This is a genomic window from Cohnella sp., from assembly GCF_041641335.1.
Taxonomy (GTDB): Bacteria; Bacillota; Bacilli; order Paenibacillales; family Paenibacillaceae; genus Cohnella.
The window spans coordinates 1-17,827 of the sequence record NZ_JBEPYQ010000124.1 but is presented as its reverse complement, the minus strand read 5'-3'; the positions used below and the strand labels follow the sequence as shown (position 1 = coordinate 17,827).

General features: G+C 59.0%; 13 protein-coding genes. 11 read left to right on the top strand and 2 right to left on the bottom strand.

Annotated elements, in window-relative coordinates; genetic code table 11:
• Both ACESLM_RS27745 and ACESLM_RS27740 read left to right on the top strand, forming a co-directional pair.
• Window positions 1-150: IS3 family transposase (locus tag ACESLM_RS27745; protein ID WP_372637214.1), on the top strand; the 150-nt coding region annotated here is incomplete at its 5' end.
• Window positions 151-351: 201 nt separating this feature from the next.
• Complete coding sequence (locus tag ACESLM_RS27740; RefSeq protein WP_372637211.1) at window positions 352-789, top strand: Rrf2 family transcriptional regulator; 438 nt, start codon at window positions 352-354, stop codon at window positions 787-789.
• Between the two features lie 153 nt (window positions 790-942).
• Here ACESLM_RS27740 and ACESLM_RS27735 read toward each other — a convergent pair whose 3' ends face one another.
• Complete coding sequence (locus ACESLM_RS27735; protein WP_372637208.1) at window positions 943-1,125, bottom strand: hypothetical protein; 183 nt, start codon at window positions 1,123-1,125, stop codon at window positions 943-945.
• Between the two features lie 144 nt (window positions 1,126-1,269).
• Between ACESLM_RS27735 and ACESLM_RS27730 the strand changes: the two genes are divergently transcribed.
• From ACESLM_RS27730 to sigJ, 4 genes are all read left to right on the top strand, one after another.
• Complete coding sequence (locus tag ACESLM_RS27730) at window positions 1,270-2,448, top strand: glycosyltransferase family 4 protein (protein ID WP_372637205.1); 1,179 nt, start codon at window positions 1,270-1,272, stop codon at window positions 2,446-2,448.
• Window positions 2,445-3,755: a UDP-glucose dehydrogenase family protein gene (locus ACESLM_RS27725; protein WP_372637202.1), complete on the top strand. Its 1,311-nt coding sequence runs from the start codon at window positions 2,445-2,447 to the stop codon at window positions 3,753-3,755. The genes ACESLM_RS27730 and ACESLM_RS27725 overlap by 4 nt, the downstream gene beginning before the upstream one ends.
• A gap of 69 nt (window positions 3,756-3,824) precedes the next feature.
• Window positions 3,825-4,580, top strand: a complete 756-nt coding sequence (locus ACESLM_RS27720; RefSeq protein WP_372637199.1) for a YfjL-like protein — start codon at window positions 3,825-3,827, stop codon at window positions 4,578-4,580.
• Between the two features lie 102 nt (window positions 4,581-4,682).
• A complete protein-coding gene (sigJ, locus tag ACESLM_RS27715) occupies window positions 4,683-5,552 on the top strand; it encodes an RNA polymerase sigma factor SigJ (RefSeq protein ID WP_372637197.1) in 870 nt (289 codons plus the stop codon).
• On the opposite strand, the gene ACESLM_RS27710 is transcribed toward sigJ, so the two are convergent.
• Entirely contained in the window at window positions 5,545-5,991 is a 447-nt protein-coding gene (locus tag ACESLM_RS27710; RefSeq protein ID WP_372637194.1) for a carboxymuconolactone decarboxylase family protein, read from the bottom strand. The genes sigJ and ACESLM_RS27710 overlap by 8 nt on opposite strands.
• A gap of 167 nt (window positions 5,992-6,158) precedes the next feature.
• On the opposite strand from ACESLM_RS27710, the gene ACESLM_RS27705 reads away from it, so the two are divergent.
• The 5 genes from ACESLM_RS27705 to ACESLM_RS27685 all read left to right on the top strand — a co-directional run.
• Window positions 6,159-8,792, top strand: a complete 2,634-nt coding sequence (locus tag ACESLM_RS27705) for a winged helix-turn-helix domain-containing protein (protein WP_372637191.1) — start codon at window positions 6,159-6,161, stop codon at window positions 8,790-8,792.
• 106 nt (window positions 8,793-8,898) lie between these two features.
• Entirely contained in the window at window positions 8,899-11,955 is a 3,057-nt protein-coding gene (locus ACESLM_RS27700; protein WP_372637188.1) for an S-layer homology domain-containing protein, read from the top strand.
• A 354-nt stretch (window positions 11,956-12,309) separates the two neighbouring features.
• On the top strand, window positions 12,310-16,530 hold the full coding sequence (locus ACESLM_RS27695) for an S-layer homology domain-containing protein (RefSeq protein WP_372637185.1): 4,221 nt from the start codon (window positions 12,310-12,312) through the stop codon (window positions 16,528-16,530).
• A 160-nt stretch (window positions 16,531-16,690) separates the two neighbouring features.
• Window positions 16,691-16,999, top strand: a complete 309-nt coding sequence (locus ACESLM_RS27690; RefSeq protein WP_372637182.1) for a hypothetical protein — start codon at window positions 16,691-16,693, stop codon at window positions 16,997-16,999.
• Between the two features lie 219 nt (window positions 17,000-17,218).
• Window positions 17,219-17,827 (top strand): nuclease/transposase family protein (locus ACESLM_RS27685; protein ID WP_483862610.1); only part of this gene is annotated, 609 nt, incomplete at its 3' end.

Here is a 17,827-nt window from a genome sequence, read left to right as displayed (position 1 = left end):
TACTGCACGCGATTTAAGACCAAGTCGCAAGCCCAACAAGAGATGTTCGAGTACATTGAATTCTTCTACAATCGCAAGAGAATCCATGGTTCTTTGGGTTACGTATCGCCGGATCGATTTGAGGCAATATATTACAAAAAAATCAGCTAAATGCGCTTAAAAGGTGTCCACTTTCTTGACAGAGGTCCAGCCAGACCGTTAGATGGTCGGGACCCGCCCAGAGGTAGCGGTTAACGGTCTGCCAGACCGTCCCTCGCTCGCTGGAGGAGATCCGTGCGGATAACGGCTTCCCAGCTTGACACCGCGTTCAGGATGTAACTATAATGATTACATCGAGAGGGTGTGTCAGGCATGAAAATCAGCAGCCGTTTTTCCATAGCCGTGCATGTACTGTCGCTGCTCGCCGTTATGCCAAGCGCTCATAACACGTCGGAATGGATCGCCGGAAGCGTCGGAACGAACCCGGTTATCGTCAGAAGGGTAATGGGACAGCTTAAGAAGGCGGGTCTCGTGACGGTGAAGGCGGGCAGCGGAGGCGCTCACCTGACCAGAAGCTTGGACGAGATTACTCTTTTGGACGTTTACCGCGCGGTTGACGTTGTCGAGGAGGGCAAGCTGTTCAATATCCATAACGAGCCGAATCCTCTATGCCAAGTAGGCGCGAATATCCAAGCCGTGCTGCAGCTGCTGCTGGCGCGTGCCCAAGAAGCGATGGAAGGCGTTCTGGCGGACATTACGTTAGAAGAACTGGTGTCCGTGCTCTCCAAACAAATTCAATCTCGTGCTTGAGGTGGCAAGCACGCCTTTCAACAACTCTTGTCAACACCATTCTAGAGAGGCATTCGAATCATGGAAATCGCAATTCGCGACCTCACATAAGAGCGGCCAAAGGGCCGCCAGAGAAAGAGGAGCCGTCCCGAACCAGGGGCAGCTCCTCTTCGCTTATTCTCTTTCGTTCTGATGATCCACGACGGCGTTGTTCGCGGCGGAGCCGTTGTTCTGCTCGAACGCTTCGGCGGCTTCCTCCGCGGAAAATTCCACGTCGTCCTCTCCGGGGACGGGCAGCTTGTTCAGAGGGGTCGCTTGGACTTCCGCCTTGGACAGTTGGTTTTTGTGGTCAGTCACGGGATTATCGCTCCTTTGCCTTGTTTTATTCCAAAAATTAGTATGACGAGGAGGGGGCCATTTTATGCGCTTCGAGGCGCGCCGTTGATACTCCGATAACTTCCGCTTGCTACGATAGGGGCAAAACGTATGGAGGTGCTTGGGATGCCGGAAATTCGTTTGGCCCTGTTTACCGACACGTACGCCCCGGAGATGAACGGGGTGGCTAAGACGTTGGAGCGATGGACGGCTTACTTGCGAGGGCAAGGAATCGCGTGCCGGGTGTTCGCCCCCTCGCGTCCGAGAGGAGAGGACTTGGTGCCAGATATGGCCGAGCGGCTGAGGAGCATCCGCTTTTTCCTCTACCCGGAGCTGAGGTTCGCGGTGCCGCAGATGGCCGGCGCGGAGAGCAAGCTGCTCGACTTCAAGCCGACCGTCATCCACGTCGCGACCCCCTTCGGCGTCGGAGTAACGGGGAGGCAGCTCGCCCTGAAGCACGGAATTCCTCTTGTTGCCTCGCACCATACGCATTACGTACGGTACCTGCCTTTCTACAATCTCCAATGGCTGAGTAAAGCGACCTGGAAATATATGAACTGGTTTCATCGGCCCTGCAACCGAATCTACGTGCCTTCGCCGTCCGTGCTGGAGGAGTGCCGCGCCGACGGATGGACAGGGCTTGAAATTTGGAGCCGCGGCGTCGATACTTCGTTGTTCCGGCCGGAGCCCGACCGTCAGGCGCTGCGGGACGCGCTCGGGCTGAGCCGCACGCGCTTTGCCGTGCTGTACGCGGGGAGGCTTGCGCCCGAGAAGCAGCCGGAGGTGGCGGTAGAGGCCGTTCACAAGTTTGTGCACGATACGGGAGTCGACGCGGAGCTGCTGCTGGCCGGAGACGGCCCCGCCGCCGAGAGCGTCCGGGCGCTCGCGGACCGGCTGCACGTTCAAGCTCGCTTTCTCGGGGCGCTGCCGCAATCCGAGCTGAGACGCATGATGGCCGCTTCCGACGCGCTGCTCTTCCCTTCCGCGACCGAGACGTTCGGCAACGTCGTGCTGGAAGCGATGGCTTGCGGCCTTCCGGTCATCGGGGCCGCGGGCGGAGCCGTGCCGGATCATATCCGGCACGGGGATAACGGCTTGCTCTGCCCGCCGGGCGATGCGGACGCCTTCGCGGTTGCGCTCTCCCGGCTGCACGAAGATGCCGCGCTGAGGACGATTTTGTCGGCGATGGGGACGAGGGAGGCCGCTCGCCGCTCATGGGACGGCGTGTTCGGCCGCCTGCTCGAGGATATCCGGAAGGTAGGCGCGCCCGAGCGGGCCGTCGCCGCGGGAGGGGCCGCGCGATGAACATCGCCGTATTCGGAGCGGGCTATGTCGGACTCGTCACGGCCGTATGTCTGTCGGACCTGGGATTCCGGGTCCAAGTCGTCGAGAAGGACCGCTCTAAGCTGAGCAGGCTGCAGGATGGAATCAGTACGATCTATGAGCCGGGGCTTCAGGAGATGCTCGTTCGCAATCTGGGCGATGGCCGGCTGATCTTCACGGACGACGCCCCGCTGGCGATACTCAAGGCCGAGGTGCTGTTCGTCTGCGTCGGCACGCCGTCCCGGCCGGACGGAAGCGCGGATATGTCGCAGATCGAAGCGGTGACGAAGGAGATTGTGGAGAACAGTCTCGATTCGGGATACAAGCTGATCGTCGTCAAAAGCACGGTTCCCGTCGGCACGGGTCGCTGGATCGAGAAGATGAGCGCCTTGTACGCGAAAGGCCGCAAGGTAAACCTTGAAATCGCCTCCAATCCCGAGTTTCTGCGGGAAGGGGCGGCGGTGAAGGAGTTCATGCATCCGGACCGGATCGTTGTCGGCGTAGCCTCGGAGCGCGGCCGTGCGCTGATGGAAGACGTCTACCGTTCGTTCAATTGCCCGAAGCTGTTCACGGATTCGCATACGGCGGAAATTATCAAGTATGCGGCCAACTCTTTTCTCGCGACGAAAATCTCCTACATCAACATGGTGTCCGACCTGTGCGAGGAGACGGGAGCCGACGTGACGCTGGTGGCCGAGGGGATCGGCTACGACAGGCGGATCGGGGCGGATTTCCTGAAAGCCGGTCCGGGCTTCGGCGGTTCTTGCTTTCCGAAGGATCTTCGCGCGTTCGCTCACGTCGGCAGGTCGTACGGCCTTAACTTCGGCCTGCTGGAGCAGGTGATGCAGATCAACCGCGAGCGGTCGCAGCGCATGATCCGCAAGCTGAGGGAGCAGCTGTGGGTGCTCGGCGGCAAAAGAATTGCCGTGCTGGGACTCACCTTCAAGCCCGGAACCGACGACGTCAGGGAGACGCCTGCCGCGTCCGTCATAGAAGCGCTGCTCGGCGAAGGGGCTGCCGTTACGGCGACTGACCCGCTCGGCATTGCCGGTTTTCGCGCGATGTACGGGAGTGCGGCCGACCGAATCGCGTTCACGGAAAGCGCCGAGGAGGCTCTGCTGGGCGCTCATGCCGCGGTGATCGTCACCGATTGGGAGGCGTACCGCGAGCTTGACTGGGCGATCGTCAAGGACCGAATGGAGACGCCGGTGCTGCTGGACGGAAGGAATATGCTCGATCGTGCGGAGATGCGTCGTCTCGGCTTCGCGTTCATGGCGGTCGGGCGCTAGGCAGCGGGGTGCCATTTTTCCCCAAATGTGATAGGATGGGACGGAAGTAGGTAATCGGGGAGAGAACGGATGAAAAAGCTGTTGTTGGCCGTCGTTGTGCTTGCCGTGCTGTACGGTGGGTTCTACGTGTATGCCGAAATGGAAGGCTACCCTTGGAAGCGGGCGCAGATTCAGAAGGACGCGGTCCGATATATGAAAGAAAAATACGGGATGGAAACGAAGTCGGCGGGAAGCTCGTTCAACTTTAAATTCGATACGTATTCCGCCAAGGTGTACGATGTCCGGGGGGATGAGGAGCGGATCATCCACGTAGAGAGGAACGCGTATTACGACGAGAGCGGGCCCCCGGACGAGCCGATGAAGAGATTGGGCGAACGTCTGGAAGACAACTATGCGGAAGTGTACTGGGGACTCCGAACGGAGGAGCGTCTTCGCGAGACGTTTCCCCGCGTATACGGGAATGAAGAGATCGGCCGAATCCGAGTTGTCACGACCTACCGACTGCAGGCTTTGGAAGAGGGGCTAAGCGCGGAGAGAGACGCGGACGGAGTTCGCATTCCGGCGAAGCCGACCGAGCATTATCCAACCTGGGATATCCGTTTGACCTCGAAGGAGTTCTCGGAAGCTCTTTTGGAGGAGTTGTTCTCGGCCATCCGTCTTATGCGGAATTCCGGCCCGGAAGCGGATCTCAACGTGTATGCCGCCCTCGCGGAAGAGAAGGAGGGGGAAACGCGTGGAAAAACGAAGTACCTGAACTTGGAGTTCGAGAAGTTCGGAACCATAAACGGGATCGAAGATTTGCGGGCCGCGCTCTCGGAATATTGAGGAGAGGTTTGGCTCTTGGCACTCGGGGGAATGTCACAAACTTTGCTTCTCCATTGTCATTATAAAGGGATGAATTCGGAAATGGAGAACGGAGGACTGACGATGACAGTAGCCCAAGCTTACGAGCAGCATCGATCGGCGCTGTTCGGACTGGCCTACCGCATGCTGGGGATGGCGACGGATGCGGAGGACATCGTCCAGGACGTGTTCGCTCAATATATGCAGACGGATATGGACGGTATTGCGAACGAGAAAGCTTATCTGGCGAAAATGACGGCGAATCGCTGCATCAATCTGCTGAAGTCGTCGCGCCGCAAGCGGGAAACGTATATCGGGGAATGGCTGCCCGAACCGCTGCCGGACGGGGAGCGGACCGCGGATCCGGCAGAACGTCGCGAAAGCATCGGCTATGCTTACCTTGTCTTGCTGCAGAAGCTGACTCCTCTGGAGAGAGCGATCTACGTTCTGAAGGAAACGTTAGGGTTCGAATACGCGGATATTGCCGATATGCTGGGCCGTACCGAGGCAAGCTGCCGGAAGACGTTCAGCAGGGCTAAGGCGAAAATGGGAGATGACGCGGTGCAGCCGCGGCAAGGAGAAGCGGCCGAAGAGACGAAGGAGCGATTCGTCGAAGCATTCCTTCGCGCGTCGGAGACGGGCAATTTCAAGCCGCTGCTCGAGTTTCTGCTCGACGACGTGATCTTGGTCTCGGACGGGGGCGGCAAAGCCCGGGCGGCGATCTATCCGATCGTTGGAGTCAAGCGGGTAACGGCCTTCTTCGAGGGCTTGTCCGCCAAAGGTTCGTTCAAGGAAGGCTTCGGGCGCATGCTGCTGAACGGGGAGCCGGGAATCGCGCAGCGCATGGACGAACGGATCTCGAAGACGATCTGCGCGGAATGGGAGCCCGGAGGCTCCCGTATCCGCCGTCTCTACCTTGTTGTGAATCCGGATAAGCTGACGAGGTTCAATTAAGGGCTCCCGGGAACAAGCCCGTGGATACGCCGATCCGATTCCACGAATTGATGACGTTGATCGCCATGATCAGGTCGACGACCTGTTTCTCGTCGAAATGCTCGCGCACGCGATCGTACACGCCCCGGGGAACGCCGGCTTCGGACAGCTTCGTGGCGCATTCGGTCAGCTCGAGCACGGCGCGCTCCTTCGCAGTGAAGTGGGGCGCCTCGTGCCAAGCGGTAAGCAGCATGATCTTCTCCATGCTTACGCCCATTTTCAACAAATCTTTGGCGTGCATGTCGATGCAGAACGAGCAGTTGTTGATCTGCGAAGCGCGCAGCTTGATCCATTCGTACAGTTCATGGTCGAGACCGCTGTTGCGGATGAATTGCTCGAGTCCGAGCATGGCTTTATAAGCTTCCGGATTGGCTTTGTAATGATTCATTCTGATTTCCATTTCGACTCTCTCCTTGGGGGTCTTTTTTTGGCTTACGCAGTTAAGACAACGGGGAAAGCAGTTTTGTGACGTCGTTCCCAAAAAAACAGACGGTGAAAGGAACTGCCCGGCGGCTATTACTGATATTATAGAAATAACGGATAAAACGGAAAAACGGGAGGAGAACGATGGGAGTTCGCTTTACAGAAGAAGAGAAGCAGGAGATGGAAGCGCTGCTGCAAGCGAAGCTGATGATTCCCCGTCTGTCGCAGAGGCTCGTCGTCCGCAAACGGCTGACGGACAAGCTTGAGCGAAGCGGAGATGCGGCGCTGACGCTGATCTGCGCGCCCGCAGGCTTCGGAAAGACGACGCTGGCGTGCGAATGGCTGTCCGTCAGCGGTATCGAGTCGGCCTGGGTGTCTCTTGAGGAGACGGACAACGAAGGAGGGCAGTTCTGGGCGTACGTCCGCGCCGCGATCGGCCGGGCTCGTCCCGGCTTCCTGGAGCGGACGGAACATCTGCCGTCGCTGCTGAAAGCGCCGGAACCGGAGCAGGCGCTTATTCTGCTGTTGAACGAGCTGAGCCGGTTGGAAGGCAAGCTCGCGCTTGTGCTGGACGACTTCCACGTCATTCGCGAGGAGCGCCTGCTTCGAGGCTTTGCCTATTTCGCGGAGCATCTGCCGCCGTCCGTTCGGTTAATCGTGACCAGCCGAACGGAACCGGGCTTCGCGTTGTCCAGAATGCAGGCGCGGGATGTCGCCGTTCGCCTGGGGGCGGACGAGCTGCGGATGACGCAGGAGGAAGGGGGACGCCTGCTCCGCGATGCGGGCCTGGAGCTTAGAGAAGAGGAGACTTCGCTGCTGTTGGGTCGTACGGAAGGGTGGGTAACCGGCCTGAAGCTGGCCATAGGCGCGCTTAGGAACGAAGAGGACCGGAAGTCGTTTATCCGCCAGTTCGCGGGCGATACTCGCCATGTCCGCCAATACTTGCTGGAGGAAGTGTATTCGCGCCTGTCCGAGGCCATGAAGACGCTGCTGCTTCGCTGCTCGATTTTGCATCGGTGGTGCGTATCGCTATGTAAGGCAGTGTCGGGGTTCGAGGATGCAGCGGATCGGATCGGCGAGTTGGAGCGGCTGGGGCTGTTCGTCGTACCGCTCGACGCCAAGGGCGAGTGGGTCCGTCTGCACCATCTTTTTTCGGAGTTTCTACGCTCCCGGGCGGAGATGGAAGCCGTTCTCGGCCCCGAGCTTTACGAGGCGGCGGGGGATTGGTGCCGGGAGCGGGGGCTGAAGGAAGAGGCGGTCGAGTACTACTTGCAGGGCGGACACAGCCTGCACGCCGTCGAGGTGCTGAAGGAGATGACCGCAAGAGTCGTAGACTGGGGTTGGGCCAATCTGCAGAAGCGGTTGTCCGCCATTCCTCCGGATGTGCTGCTCAAGCATCCCGTTCTCTATTTTTCCTATGCCAACTCTCTTATCGCCGAGGATGCGGGAGACGCGAAGTTGGGGGAGGCGCTGCTCGAAGCGGCGGATGCCTGGTTCGTCCGGGAATCCCCGGCGATGGACGAGCCGGAGCGCAACGAGTATAGGGCTCTGTCGCATTACGTATGGGGGACGCTGATGGTGTTCGCGCGGCAGAATCTGATAGAGGCCAGGCGACATTACGAGCTGGCCGTCCGGCATGCGCCTTCGGGCATCAGCCTGATTTTCGGCTTTCCGGAGAAGCCTCTGCAGGCATCGAATGTCAGAGGCTACCGCATCGGCCGCGGACATGCTTCCCGAGAGATCGCGGAGCCTTACACGATGCAGCTCGCGGAGCTCTATCGCGCGGTCAATCCGATCTTTCTGGGGAAGCTGTTTCTGAACCATGCGGAGGTGCTCTATTGCTGGAACGATCTTGAAGCCTCCGAGAACTATGCGGAAGAGGCGCGGACATGGATTGAAAGAGACCCGGCACGCCCGGAATTCGACTTCATCCCGCTGTGGATTCTGACGGCCAAAATCAGAGCCGCGCAAGGCAAGCTGCAGGAAGCGTTCGACGTATTGGAGGGCGGAAGGCGCAGAATGCTGGCGATGGGCATTCCGCGCGGGGCAGAATTGTTGGAGATGGATTCGGTGCGAATGCGGCTCGTCTGTCAGGACGATCCAGCGCCCTTGCTGGCGTGGATGGAGAACGGCAGGCTGCGGGCAGGAGACCTCGTCTCGGTCTATGAGCTGTACGATTACATCTTGTATGCCCGCGGTCTCGTCGCCGCTGGTCGATACGCGGACGCCGCGCCGCTGCTGGAACGCCTTCGCACCCTCGCGGAGAGGGAGCTGCGTCCGATCGACGGTGCGGAAATTCTCGCGATCCATGCGAACCTTCTGTTGAAACAGGGCGAGCGCCGTCTCGCCATGCTGCGGCTGGAGGAGGCCGTCGCCTGGTCCGAGGAGAACGGGTTCTCGCGAATTTTAATGGATGAGGGGGAGACAGTTAAGCTATTGCTTGGCGAGTTGGCCCTGGCCAAGCAGCAAGGTCGCTATCGGGGAAGGAATGCGGCGACGCTCGGATTCGTCCGGGAAGTCTTGGCAGGAATGGATGCGACGGCCGCCGCGGGTGCGGAGACGGATCCGCTCGCCTTCCTGTTGACCGCCCGGGAGATGGAAGTCTACCAAGGTCTGCTGGACAACTTGAACGGCAGACAGATCGCGGAGAGGCTGAATATGGGCTACGAGACGGTCAAGACGCATAGAAGCCGGATATACAGCAAGCTTGGCGCAAGCAATCGCGAGGAGGCGATTCGGCGGGCTGCGGCGCTGGGCGGCGATCGGTTGGCGGAGTAGCAGGCTTACAGCATCCCCCTCCGGGGGGACTTCTTTGCAGGCAATATCTCTTAAAATAGGAACTGCGACATCTCGAGTAGGATAGAGTCGGCAAGGAGGAAGCAAGATGAGGCATCGATCGGTCAAAAGATGGTTATTGAGCGTGTTTGCGTCGCTGGTGTTGGCGGGTTCGCTTCCCGTCGCGCCGCGGGCGGGCGCGGAGGCGTCGGCGGTCGACGCGCCGACGGACCGGTATCGGCTGGAAACCGTTATGGAACTGGCGCCTAGGTTCGGTTCCGACGTCAGTGTCATCAAACGGACGAGCGACGGGGGATATTTGCTGGCCGGGAGCAAGGGGATTATGGGCTTGACCGCAAATATTGAAGAAAGCTGGTTTTACGAGTTTCCTTCCATATCGGGATTGCTCGCCATCTTCGATGTGACCGAGGTGGCCGGCGGCTACGGGTTCGCCGGTTCGATCTACTCGGAAACAAACAGCTCGATGTATTACGGAGTTTTGAAGAAATCGGATAAGACGCTGCTGTGGGAGGGAACGAAGACGGATAATGCGAGCGCCGCCGCAGTCGCGATCCTCGACGCACCTGGCGGCGGCTACGTAGTTGCAGGGCAAGTGCGGGCAATGTTAGGCGGCGATATTAAAGCCTGGATCCGGCGAGTGGACGCCAATGGTGTTCTTCTGGGCGAAACCGAAGTCCACACGGGCGGAGCCGGTCACTATCCGATCTACGATGCCGTGTCCGCCGGCGGCGACAATATCTTGATCGCCGGCAATACATCGAACAGCATGTCGACAACCGAGAACCAAAGCTATGTCGCCAAAGTGAACGTCAATACCGGCAACGCGGTTTGGCAAAGAACCTATCGGCAGAACGGGGCGATCCGCGAAACGCTGGAGGCCATTCTTCCCGTAAGCGGAGGTTACGTACTGGCCGGCAACTCCGACATGAACGCGATGCTGCTTCGAATTCGGGAGAGCGACGGCGAAGCAAGCTGGGTCAAGACGTATCCGATCGCCGGACAGTACGGAAGCGGGAATGCCCTCTCCGTTACGCGAGAGGGCGGCTATATCGTGGCTGGGATGCCCGGAAATTATACGCGAGGAGACCTCTGGAAAGTAGATGCGAACGGTAACCTGCAATGGCGGGTATCTCGGACTAATCAGCCTTTCAAGGGAGTCTATCAGTTGGGAAGCGGCGATGGATACGACTATTTGGCGCTTGACGCGACGGGCAAGCTGGTGAGAGCCATAGCCGGCGCGCCGGCAGGACTCGTTGCCGACGATGCGGCTAATACGATCGCCGGTTTGAACGGGACGATGCAATACTCGCTGAACGGCGAAGCATATGCGGATGTCGATCCACAAGAACCGCCGACGTTTGCCGGCAGCGCGACGGTTGCCGTAAGGTACAAGGAAGATCTGGCCGCGGGTTTCGAGACGAGCGAGCCCACGGAAGCGCTCGTATTCACGCCCAATCCGGTAGAGTCGGTCGCTCCGATCGACGAGATCGAAGTGCCGTACGGCACGGAGTTGTCCGACATCGGCTTGCCGGCGCAAGCGGACGCGACGGTGCTTGGCCTCGGCAGCGCGGCATTCGACGTCGATTGGGACGGAGGCACGCCGGCCTATAACGGGGAGGCGGAAGGGACTTACGAGTTTGCGGGCACGCTTTCGCTGCCTCCCGAGCTGGCGAATCCGAACCATTTGACCGCATCGGTGAAGGTCAAGGTTGCCGCCGAGCAGCAGGAACCGGAGCCGAGTCCAAGTCCAAGCCCAAGTCCAAGCCCAAGCCCAAGCCCAAGTCCCGAGCCAAGCCCGAGTCCTAGTCCAGGGACCGAAGAGCCGGTCTTGACCGGCATTGAGACGGACTTCGCATCCTACCGCCTGAGGGTAGGGGATACCCGTGCAACCGTCGTTCAGGCGGTCTATGCCAACGGGGACAAGGCGGCGATTGCGACCGACAAAATCGTCTTCGCATCCAGCCGTCCGGAGGCGGCGACCGTGAATTCGGACGGCTTGGTCACGGGCGTGGCTCCCGGCACATCCGTTATTTCCGCTACATATGGCGGATTTACGGCGCAAGCGACCGTCGAAGTTTGGAGACCGAGCGCCTCTTCCGACAGCGGGGGAGGGAGCGTTGCGCCGTCTTCTCCGACTGACAGAGTGACGGCTAATTGCGGCTCCGGGTCTTGCCAAGCCCGCTATGGCGATGAACTGATTCTCGAGCTGCCGGAAGGAGCGTTCGAAGGGCCGTTCCAAGTCACGATCGACCGCGTTCAACTGGACTCGGCTCTTGTCCCCGATACGATGACTCTGCTCGGTTCCGCGTTCGAATTGCGGAAAAGCTTCGAAGGCAAGTTCAAGAAACCGATCATGATCAAGCTTCGTTTCGAGTCTGGAAAAGTAGGCGAGGGCAGGAGAGCGGCGCTGTTCTATTATGACGAATCGAGTAAACGATGGGTGGAAGTGAAAGGCAAGGCGGACAGCGGGATATTCGTTGCCGAGGTCGACCATTTCACGAAGTTTGCCGTCTTCTCGGTTGTGCGGGAGGTCGTGCCGACGCCGGAGAATCCGGGGGCCAATCCGGAGACGGCTTTCGCGGATACGGCCGGACATTGGGCGGAGGGGGCCATTCGCCAAGCGGCTCAAGCGGGAGTCGTGATCGGGGATGCGAACGGCAGGTTCTATCCCGATCGGCATGTGACGCGAGCGGAGTTCGCGGCGATGCTGATGCGGGCCGCGAAACCGGAGCAGAACGGAAACCAAGCCGCGCCAACCTTCGCCGACGCGGACCGGATTCCCGCTTGGGCGCGGGATTCCGTCGCCTCGGCTGCGTCCTCCGGCATTTTGAGCGGGTACACCGACGGCGCCTTCCGTCCGGATCAAGCGATTACGCGCGCCGAGATCGCCGTTCTGGTCGTCCGCGCGCTCGGCCTGCCGACCGACGGTGAAGCCTCGTCAGGCTATGCCGACGAAGCGGCCATCCCGGCGTGGGCAAAGGGCGCGATAGCGGTCGCGTCGAACGAGGGACTCGTTCAGGGGGTCGGCGGCAATCGCTTCGCTCCCGGCCTGAAGGCCACCCGCGCGGAAACGACGGCCTTGCTCGTTCGTTTGCTGGACAGACTCTCCAGGCTGACTTCTTCCTCGGGAGAGACGGTCTTGTGACGTTTCGGGCAGGCACGTTCCTGAGCTAGGTGTTCCTGCGTCGATTTTACGCAAAGCCGGACATCCGTTGATCGTCCGGTAACAATCGCGAATTAAGATAGAGTTGTATTCAGCGTTGTTCGCACGGGGTGGAGAACTGGAGAAAACCCTTGTCCTGGCAAATGCGGAATAAGCCGAGCGCGGTACGGAAGCGTATGCGCCGATCGGACTTATTTTGGCATGCCGGGGACAAGGGTTCTTTGCGTACGGCAGCAAGCCGACGAGGAGGCGGTAATCAGCAGTCGTTCGCATCATAGAAGAGGCCAAGGAGGCTCGGGGCGACCGCCAATCGATCAGAAAAGGATGAGGTGTGAAATGAAATCTTGGAAGAAGCTTCTTGCGGCCGCGCTTGCGCTATTGTTGGCCGTACCGGCCGTAATCGCGCCATGGGAGCGCCAAACGCACGCGGCGGCGGCAGGTGTCCCGTCTCTGCGGATTACCGAGATCGTGCCTAAATCAGGCGGTACCGGTCAACCCTACGAATATGTGGAAATCTACAACGCGACGTCTTCCGATATCGATCTGAACAATTACCAACTGCAATATTACGCCTCTACGGATTTGAGCAAAAATCCGTCCAATCGCTGGACGATCGCCAATAAGACGATTCCGGCGCGAAGCGCGTTGGTACTCTGGCTCATCAAGCTGGAGTATCCCTTGGTGCAATTGGACGACTTTAATCGCAATTACGGCGAGAAGCTTGCTCCGAACCAGATTTATCGGGTTCAGCTGACCACCTCCGCGCAGGGTCTTCACGACAGCGCGCCTCGGGCCGTCGCAATTGCGGAACCGAACGGGAGCGGAGGCTATGCGGTTGTGAGCTCCGCATTCATTAACGACACGGAGGCCGACGGCATTACCAATAGGAGCGTCATCTATGCGGAGCCGGTCTCCGATACGGCCATGGTGCGGATTGCCAACGGGCAGACCGCTACACCCGGATGGGTGGTCGACGGACAGGTGCGCGGTCCGCTAACGCCGGCCGGCCTGACCGCGATGCCGGGAGATTCCGAGATTACGCTGGCGTGGAACGGCAACGACGCATCCGCCGCGGGGTATCGCATTTACGGCGGCGCATTCGCTCAACCGGTTACGGTCGCCGGCTCCGTATACCAGCATACGATAGGCGGGCTGACGGCTGGCATTCCCTACTCGTTCCGAGTAACGGCTTACGACAACGACGGCAACGAGTCCCCTTCCACGGCCGAAGCTACCGCTGTTCCGCTGGGAGCTTCGGACGCCGAACCTCCTGCCGTTCCCTCCGGCCTGAGGACGCAGGTCGGGCCCGACTTCGTGCACGTGCTATGGGATGCCGTATCGGACGCCGATCTGAAAAGCTATCGCGTCTATGTGGACGGCATCTTCCACGCGGAAGTGGACGATCCCCGCCAGAATACGACGATAGCTTCCTTGACCAAGGGAAGAAGTTACACGTTCGAGGTGTCCGCTCTCGACGCGTCGGGCAATGAATCCCCCAAATCGGCTCCGGTGCAGACTAAGCCCGCAGACACTTTGCTGATCACGGAATTGGTGCCGGATACGGACAACTATGCGTCCTACGACGCATTTGAGTATATCGAGATGTACAACGCGACGTCCGCCGAGATCGACCTGAAAGGTTTTACGCTGCAATCCGGCAATTGGTCTTATACGTTCCCGGATTCGAACGCGATCGGTCCGTGGTCGGCGAAAGTCGTCTGGACAAGAAGGACGGAAATCTCCCCGATCACCTGGGAGGGCTTTAATCAATATTACTTGCTCGATTACCGGAGCAAGGACGTGACGGAACATACGGGAACGATCATAAACCATGTAGGAGGCTTGGTGAATACGGGCAGCCAGACCGTCACGCTGCTCGATCCGATGCAGGGGTTGATTTCGAAGGCCGTCTACAACGGCTCCGTCGACACGAGTCTGGGAACAAGCGTTGCGTTCGGCTACCCGCAGGACGGAACGGCCAATGCAAGAATAACGGGAACAAGAACGAGACCGACCCCGGGCTGGATTCTTGCCGGACAAGCTCCCGAGCGGGAGGCGCTGAACCCGCAGCCGCCGCAGCAAGTGCAGCAACTTAGAGCCGCGGCAGGGGAAGGGGCGGCAACGCTGATGTGGCAGGCCAATGCGGAGGAGGACTTGTACGCTTACAACATCTATCTGGATGGAGCTTGGGAAGCGTCGGTACCGGCAACCCTCACGTCTTTCGAAGTCCAGCGATTAATTGGGAACAAGAGCTACTCGTTCACCGTGACCGCGGTCAATACTTCGGGCTTCGAATCGGCTCCATCGGCCACTGCCCAGACCAGGCCGGAGCATTGGAAGCTGAGCCAGACGGTCAGATCGGACAGTGAGAGGAGTCCCGCCTATCAGACGACATGGGATTTGAACGAAGACGGTCCGATCATTCCGGGGTTGGACAAGGAGCTCGTACCGCAAGGCGTCGGCTACAGCCCGGCCGACGATTGGCTGCTCGTCGTCTACTACTCGACTGACGGCAGGCCGGGAATTATCGCCGTTATCGAAGCGGAGAGCGGTCGACTGGTCAAGTCGATCGAGCTGTACGAAGAGGACGGATCCCCCTATGTTGGCCATGCCGGAGGCGTTACCGTCAGCAGGAGCCATGTTTGGATTTCCTCGGAGGGTTTTCTCTACCGAATGAATCTTAGCGATGTCGTCGGAGCGGCGGACCGCGGAGAAGTGCGGTTTGCCGGGCGCGTTCCGGTCGTTGTCAATTCCGCATACTCTACTTATGCGGACGGAGTTCTCTGGGTAGGAGAGTTCTATCAGAGCAAAGACTATCCAACAGATCCGAGCCATCATATGCTCAACCGCGACGGGGAGACATACAGCGCATGGATCGCAGGCTACGAACTGGATGGTACGACCGACGAGATCAAGGCGGAGCGGTGGGACGGAACGGCTCAGAGCCAAGCGGTGCCGGACTATCTGCTGTCGGTTCCGGATATGGTCCAAGGCGCAGTCGTAACGGGAGATCATATTTATTTGAGTACTTCCTACGGTCGCAATAAAGACAGCCTGCTGTACAGGTATATGAATCCTACGGCCCGCGATGCGGACGCGCAAGTGGCGATCGGACAGGCGAACGTGCCGCTTTGGTTTCTGGACAGTCATGCCGAGCCGCCGTACAACTCGCGGCTGACGACCGTGCCGATGAGCGAGGGCATGACGTCTATCGGCAACCGGCTCTATGTTCTGCTTGAATCGGGCGCCAACAAGTACCGTTATACGACAACGTATATTATGGAGCGAATGCTGAAGCTGAATATGGATCACTGGGATTCCTACGGTCAGGACGTTATCGCGGGGCTGCCGCAGACGTTGACCGTAGGCGAGAGCGCCCGGGCTCAAGTTCACGAAGTCCGAGGTAATGCTCCGGAAATCGACCGCACAGCCGGTTATTCCTTCTCCGTCGGCTCGCCCGGCGCGGCGACCGTAACGACGGACGGCACGGTTGCCGCCGTGGCGGCGGGAGAGGCGGTCATTGTCGCGACCCAAGGCGATCGTCAATTGGCGTACACGCTAAAAGTCGTTCCGGCCAATCCGGGCAACGGCGGCGGAAATAACGGCGGAGACCGCGGGAATTCCGGAACAGGTCCGATCGAAGGCGGAAATGCCAGCGGCTCCGGTGGAGACGGACAGAGCGTAGGCAGCGCCGGGAACAACGGCGTCCGTCCGATTACGGGAGACGAACAGACGAAAGTCCGGCAGGCGATCCAGCGGGCCGGATCGGCAGCACGGGCCGATCTGACGCCGGTGGCGGACGCTTTCGAGTTCGATGCCGCTTCGGGTGCCAAGGAAGTGAAGCTTACGCTGAGCGGCAAGCTTCCGGACAAGCCGATCGGCGTGTACAAGGTAGAAGCTTCCGGCGCATTGATCTATGTGGGAGGTACGGTTGCGAACGGCGTTCTCCGCGTCAAACTACGGGATTCAGGCGTGTATGCTGTGCTCGCCTTCGCGAAGGTCTACGGTGACCTGCCGTCCGCGAATTTCGCCTACGAGTCTGTTCTTCACTTGAGCGCGATGCAAGTGGTCGAAGGGACGGGAGGGACGAACTTCTCTCCAGAGCAGCCGGTGACGAGAGCCCAGTTCATCGCGATGCTGGCGAGACTGCTCGGATTGAAAGCCGCCGCTTCCGCGCCCGGTTTCGGCGATGTTCCGGCGGGTGCCTGGTATGCCGAAGCGGCGTCCGCGGCCAAGGAAGCCGGGCTTGTGACTGGAGACGCGCAAGGCTTGCTGAACCCGAACGGCATCGTGAGTCGGGAACAGATGGCAGCGCTGCTGGTTCGCGCTTACGAGCTGAGCGCGGGGAATGTCCAATCCGCTCCGAACGCGCCCTTCGCGGATTACGGTCACGTTAGCGGATGGGCCAAGAAGGAGCTGGACAAGGCGTATGCGGCCGGATTGGTGAACGGGCGTTCTGGCGGCAAATTCGCACCGCAGGACCGCACGAATCGTGCAGAAGCGGCAAAGGCGCTGCACAACCTGTTTGTCTTGGTGCAACGTAACGCCGAAGAATAATTCAGGGCAAGAGAATGAGACCGCCGGGAGCAGAAGCTCGCTGGCGGTCTTCGCCGTTGGGAGGCGTGGATTGAAACAACGCGTATGTTATACTTAGTTCAACAAACGATAAGACGCATCCCGCAAGGGATTTATGGATACAGTGAAAGGCGGAGAACACGTGGATCCTTTCAATCTTGAAGACCGCGAACCTTACACGACCCGAGAAAGCATTCTTGAAATGTTCGATGCGGTGGATGCCGATTTACAAGGACAGAAGACCATAGAAGTTTTTGTAGTAGGGTACTCCGCTATCGTGCTTGCCAGAAAAAATAATCGCGGCTCCAATGACGTGGACATGATTCCTTCCCGATTTTCGAGAGTATTCGCGCGCCATGGATTGGAAGTATTCGATGACGCTCACGATATCTGGTTTTCAAAGCTGGCCGCATATCACCTATCTATTGCCGCTTGCGGACGAGCGTTATAGGCGGGCAGCGGACGGCGATACTTTAAGGGGGATCAACAGAATACTGTGGAACATGAAGCTGAACGGTCTGCCTTATAACGATTTCATCAATGTTCACGCAGGATACCCCGATCTTCTATAAGTCGGGGATGAATGCGTGTCAGGCTAGGCCTGAAGGCCTTGTTCGTCTAGTCTTCTCTCCACCTATATGCTATGATTTGGATGGAAGGGGGCGAACGTATGATCGTAACCTTGACGGCTAAATTAAGGATCAAACCGACAGAGTCGCAGGTAGAGGCCCTGCTACATACGGTCTCTGCTTATCGCGTTGGATGCAATTACATCTCCTCCGTTGTGTATAACGGAAAAGTGTTGAATCAGCGTTCCTTGCACGAGCTAACCTACCAAAATCTGCGTACGGCCTACGGCTTGCGCTCCCAGATGGCGCAATCGGCGATGAAGACGGTTATCGCCAGATACAAGACCAATCGAAGCAATGATCACGCATGGACGCATGTACAGTTTAAGAAGCCGGAGTATGATCTGGTTTGGAATCGCGATTATTCGCTGACTGCCGAATGGTTCTCCGTGGGGACCTTGCAAGGGAGAATCAAAGTCCCGTTCGAACGCCAAGGAATGCAGCATTACTTTGACGGGTCCTGGAGGTTCGGAACAGCGAAGCTTGTCTGCAAGAATCGCAAGTGGTACCTGCATATTCCGATGTCCAAGGAGGTCGAAGAACCGAAGCTTGAGGAGATCAAGCAGGTTGTCGGGATCGATCTAGGCATCAACTTTCTGGCCACTTCCTTTGACTCCCAAGGGAAAACGGATTTCTATCCAGGCAGGCAG

What these genes read in the sequence shown, in the direction of transcription:
- ACESLM_RS27695 (WP_372637185.1), top strand. Translation starts at nt 12,310, where the DNA reads ATGAAATCTTGGAAGAAGCTTCTTGCGGCCGCGCTTGCGCTATTGTTG.
- ACESLM_RS27725 (WP_372637202.1), top strand. Translation starts at nt 2,445, where the DNA reads ATGAACATCGCCGTATTCGGAGCGGGCTATGTCGGACTCGTCACGGCC.
- ACESLM_RS27740 (WP_372637211.1), top strand. Translation starts at nt 352, where the DNA reads ATGAAAATCAGCAGCCGTTTTTCCATAGCCGTGCATGTACTGTCGCTG.
- ACESLM_RS27730 (WP_372637205.1), top strand. Translation starts at nt 1,270, where the DNA reads ATGCCGGAAATTCGTTTGGCCCTGTTTACCGACACGTACGCCCCGGAG.
- ACESLM_RS27710 (WP_372637194.1), bottom strand. Translation starts at nt 5,991, where the DNA reads ATGGAAATCAGAATGAATCATTACAAAGCCAATCCGGAAGCTTATAAA.
- ACESLM_RS27700 (WP_372637188.1), top strand. Translation starts at nt 8,899, where the DNA reads ATGAGGCATCGATCGGTCAAAAGATGGTTATTGAGCGTGTTTGCGTCG.
- sigJ (WP_372637197.1), top strand. Translation starts at nt 4,683, where the DNA reads ATGACAGTAGCCCAAGCTTACGAGCAGCATCGATCGGCGCTGTTCGGA.
- ACESLM_RS27720 (WP_372637199.1), top strand. Translation starts at nt 3,825, where the DNA reads ATGAAAAAGCTGTTGTTGGCCGTCGTTGTGCTTGCCGTGCTGTACGGT.
- ACESLM_RS27705 (WP_372637191.1), top strand. Translation starts at nt 6,159, where the DNA reads ATGGGAGTTCGCTTTACAGAAGAAGAGAAGCAGGAGATGGAAGCGCTG.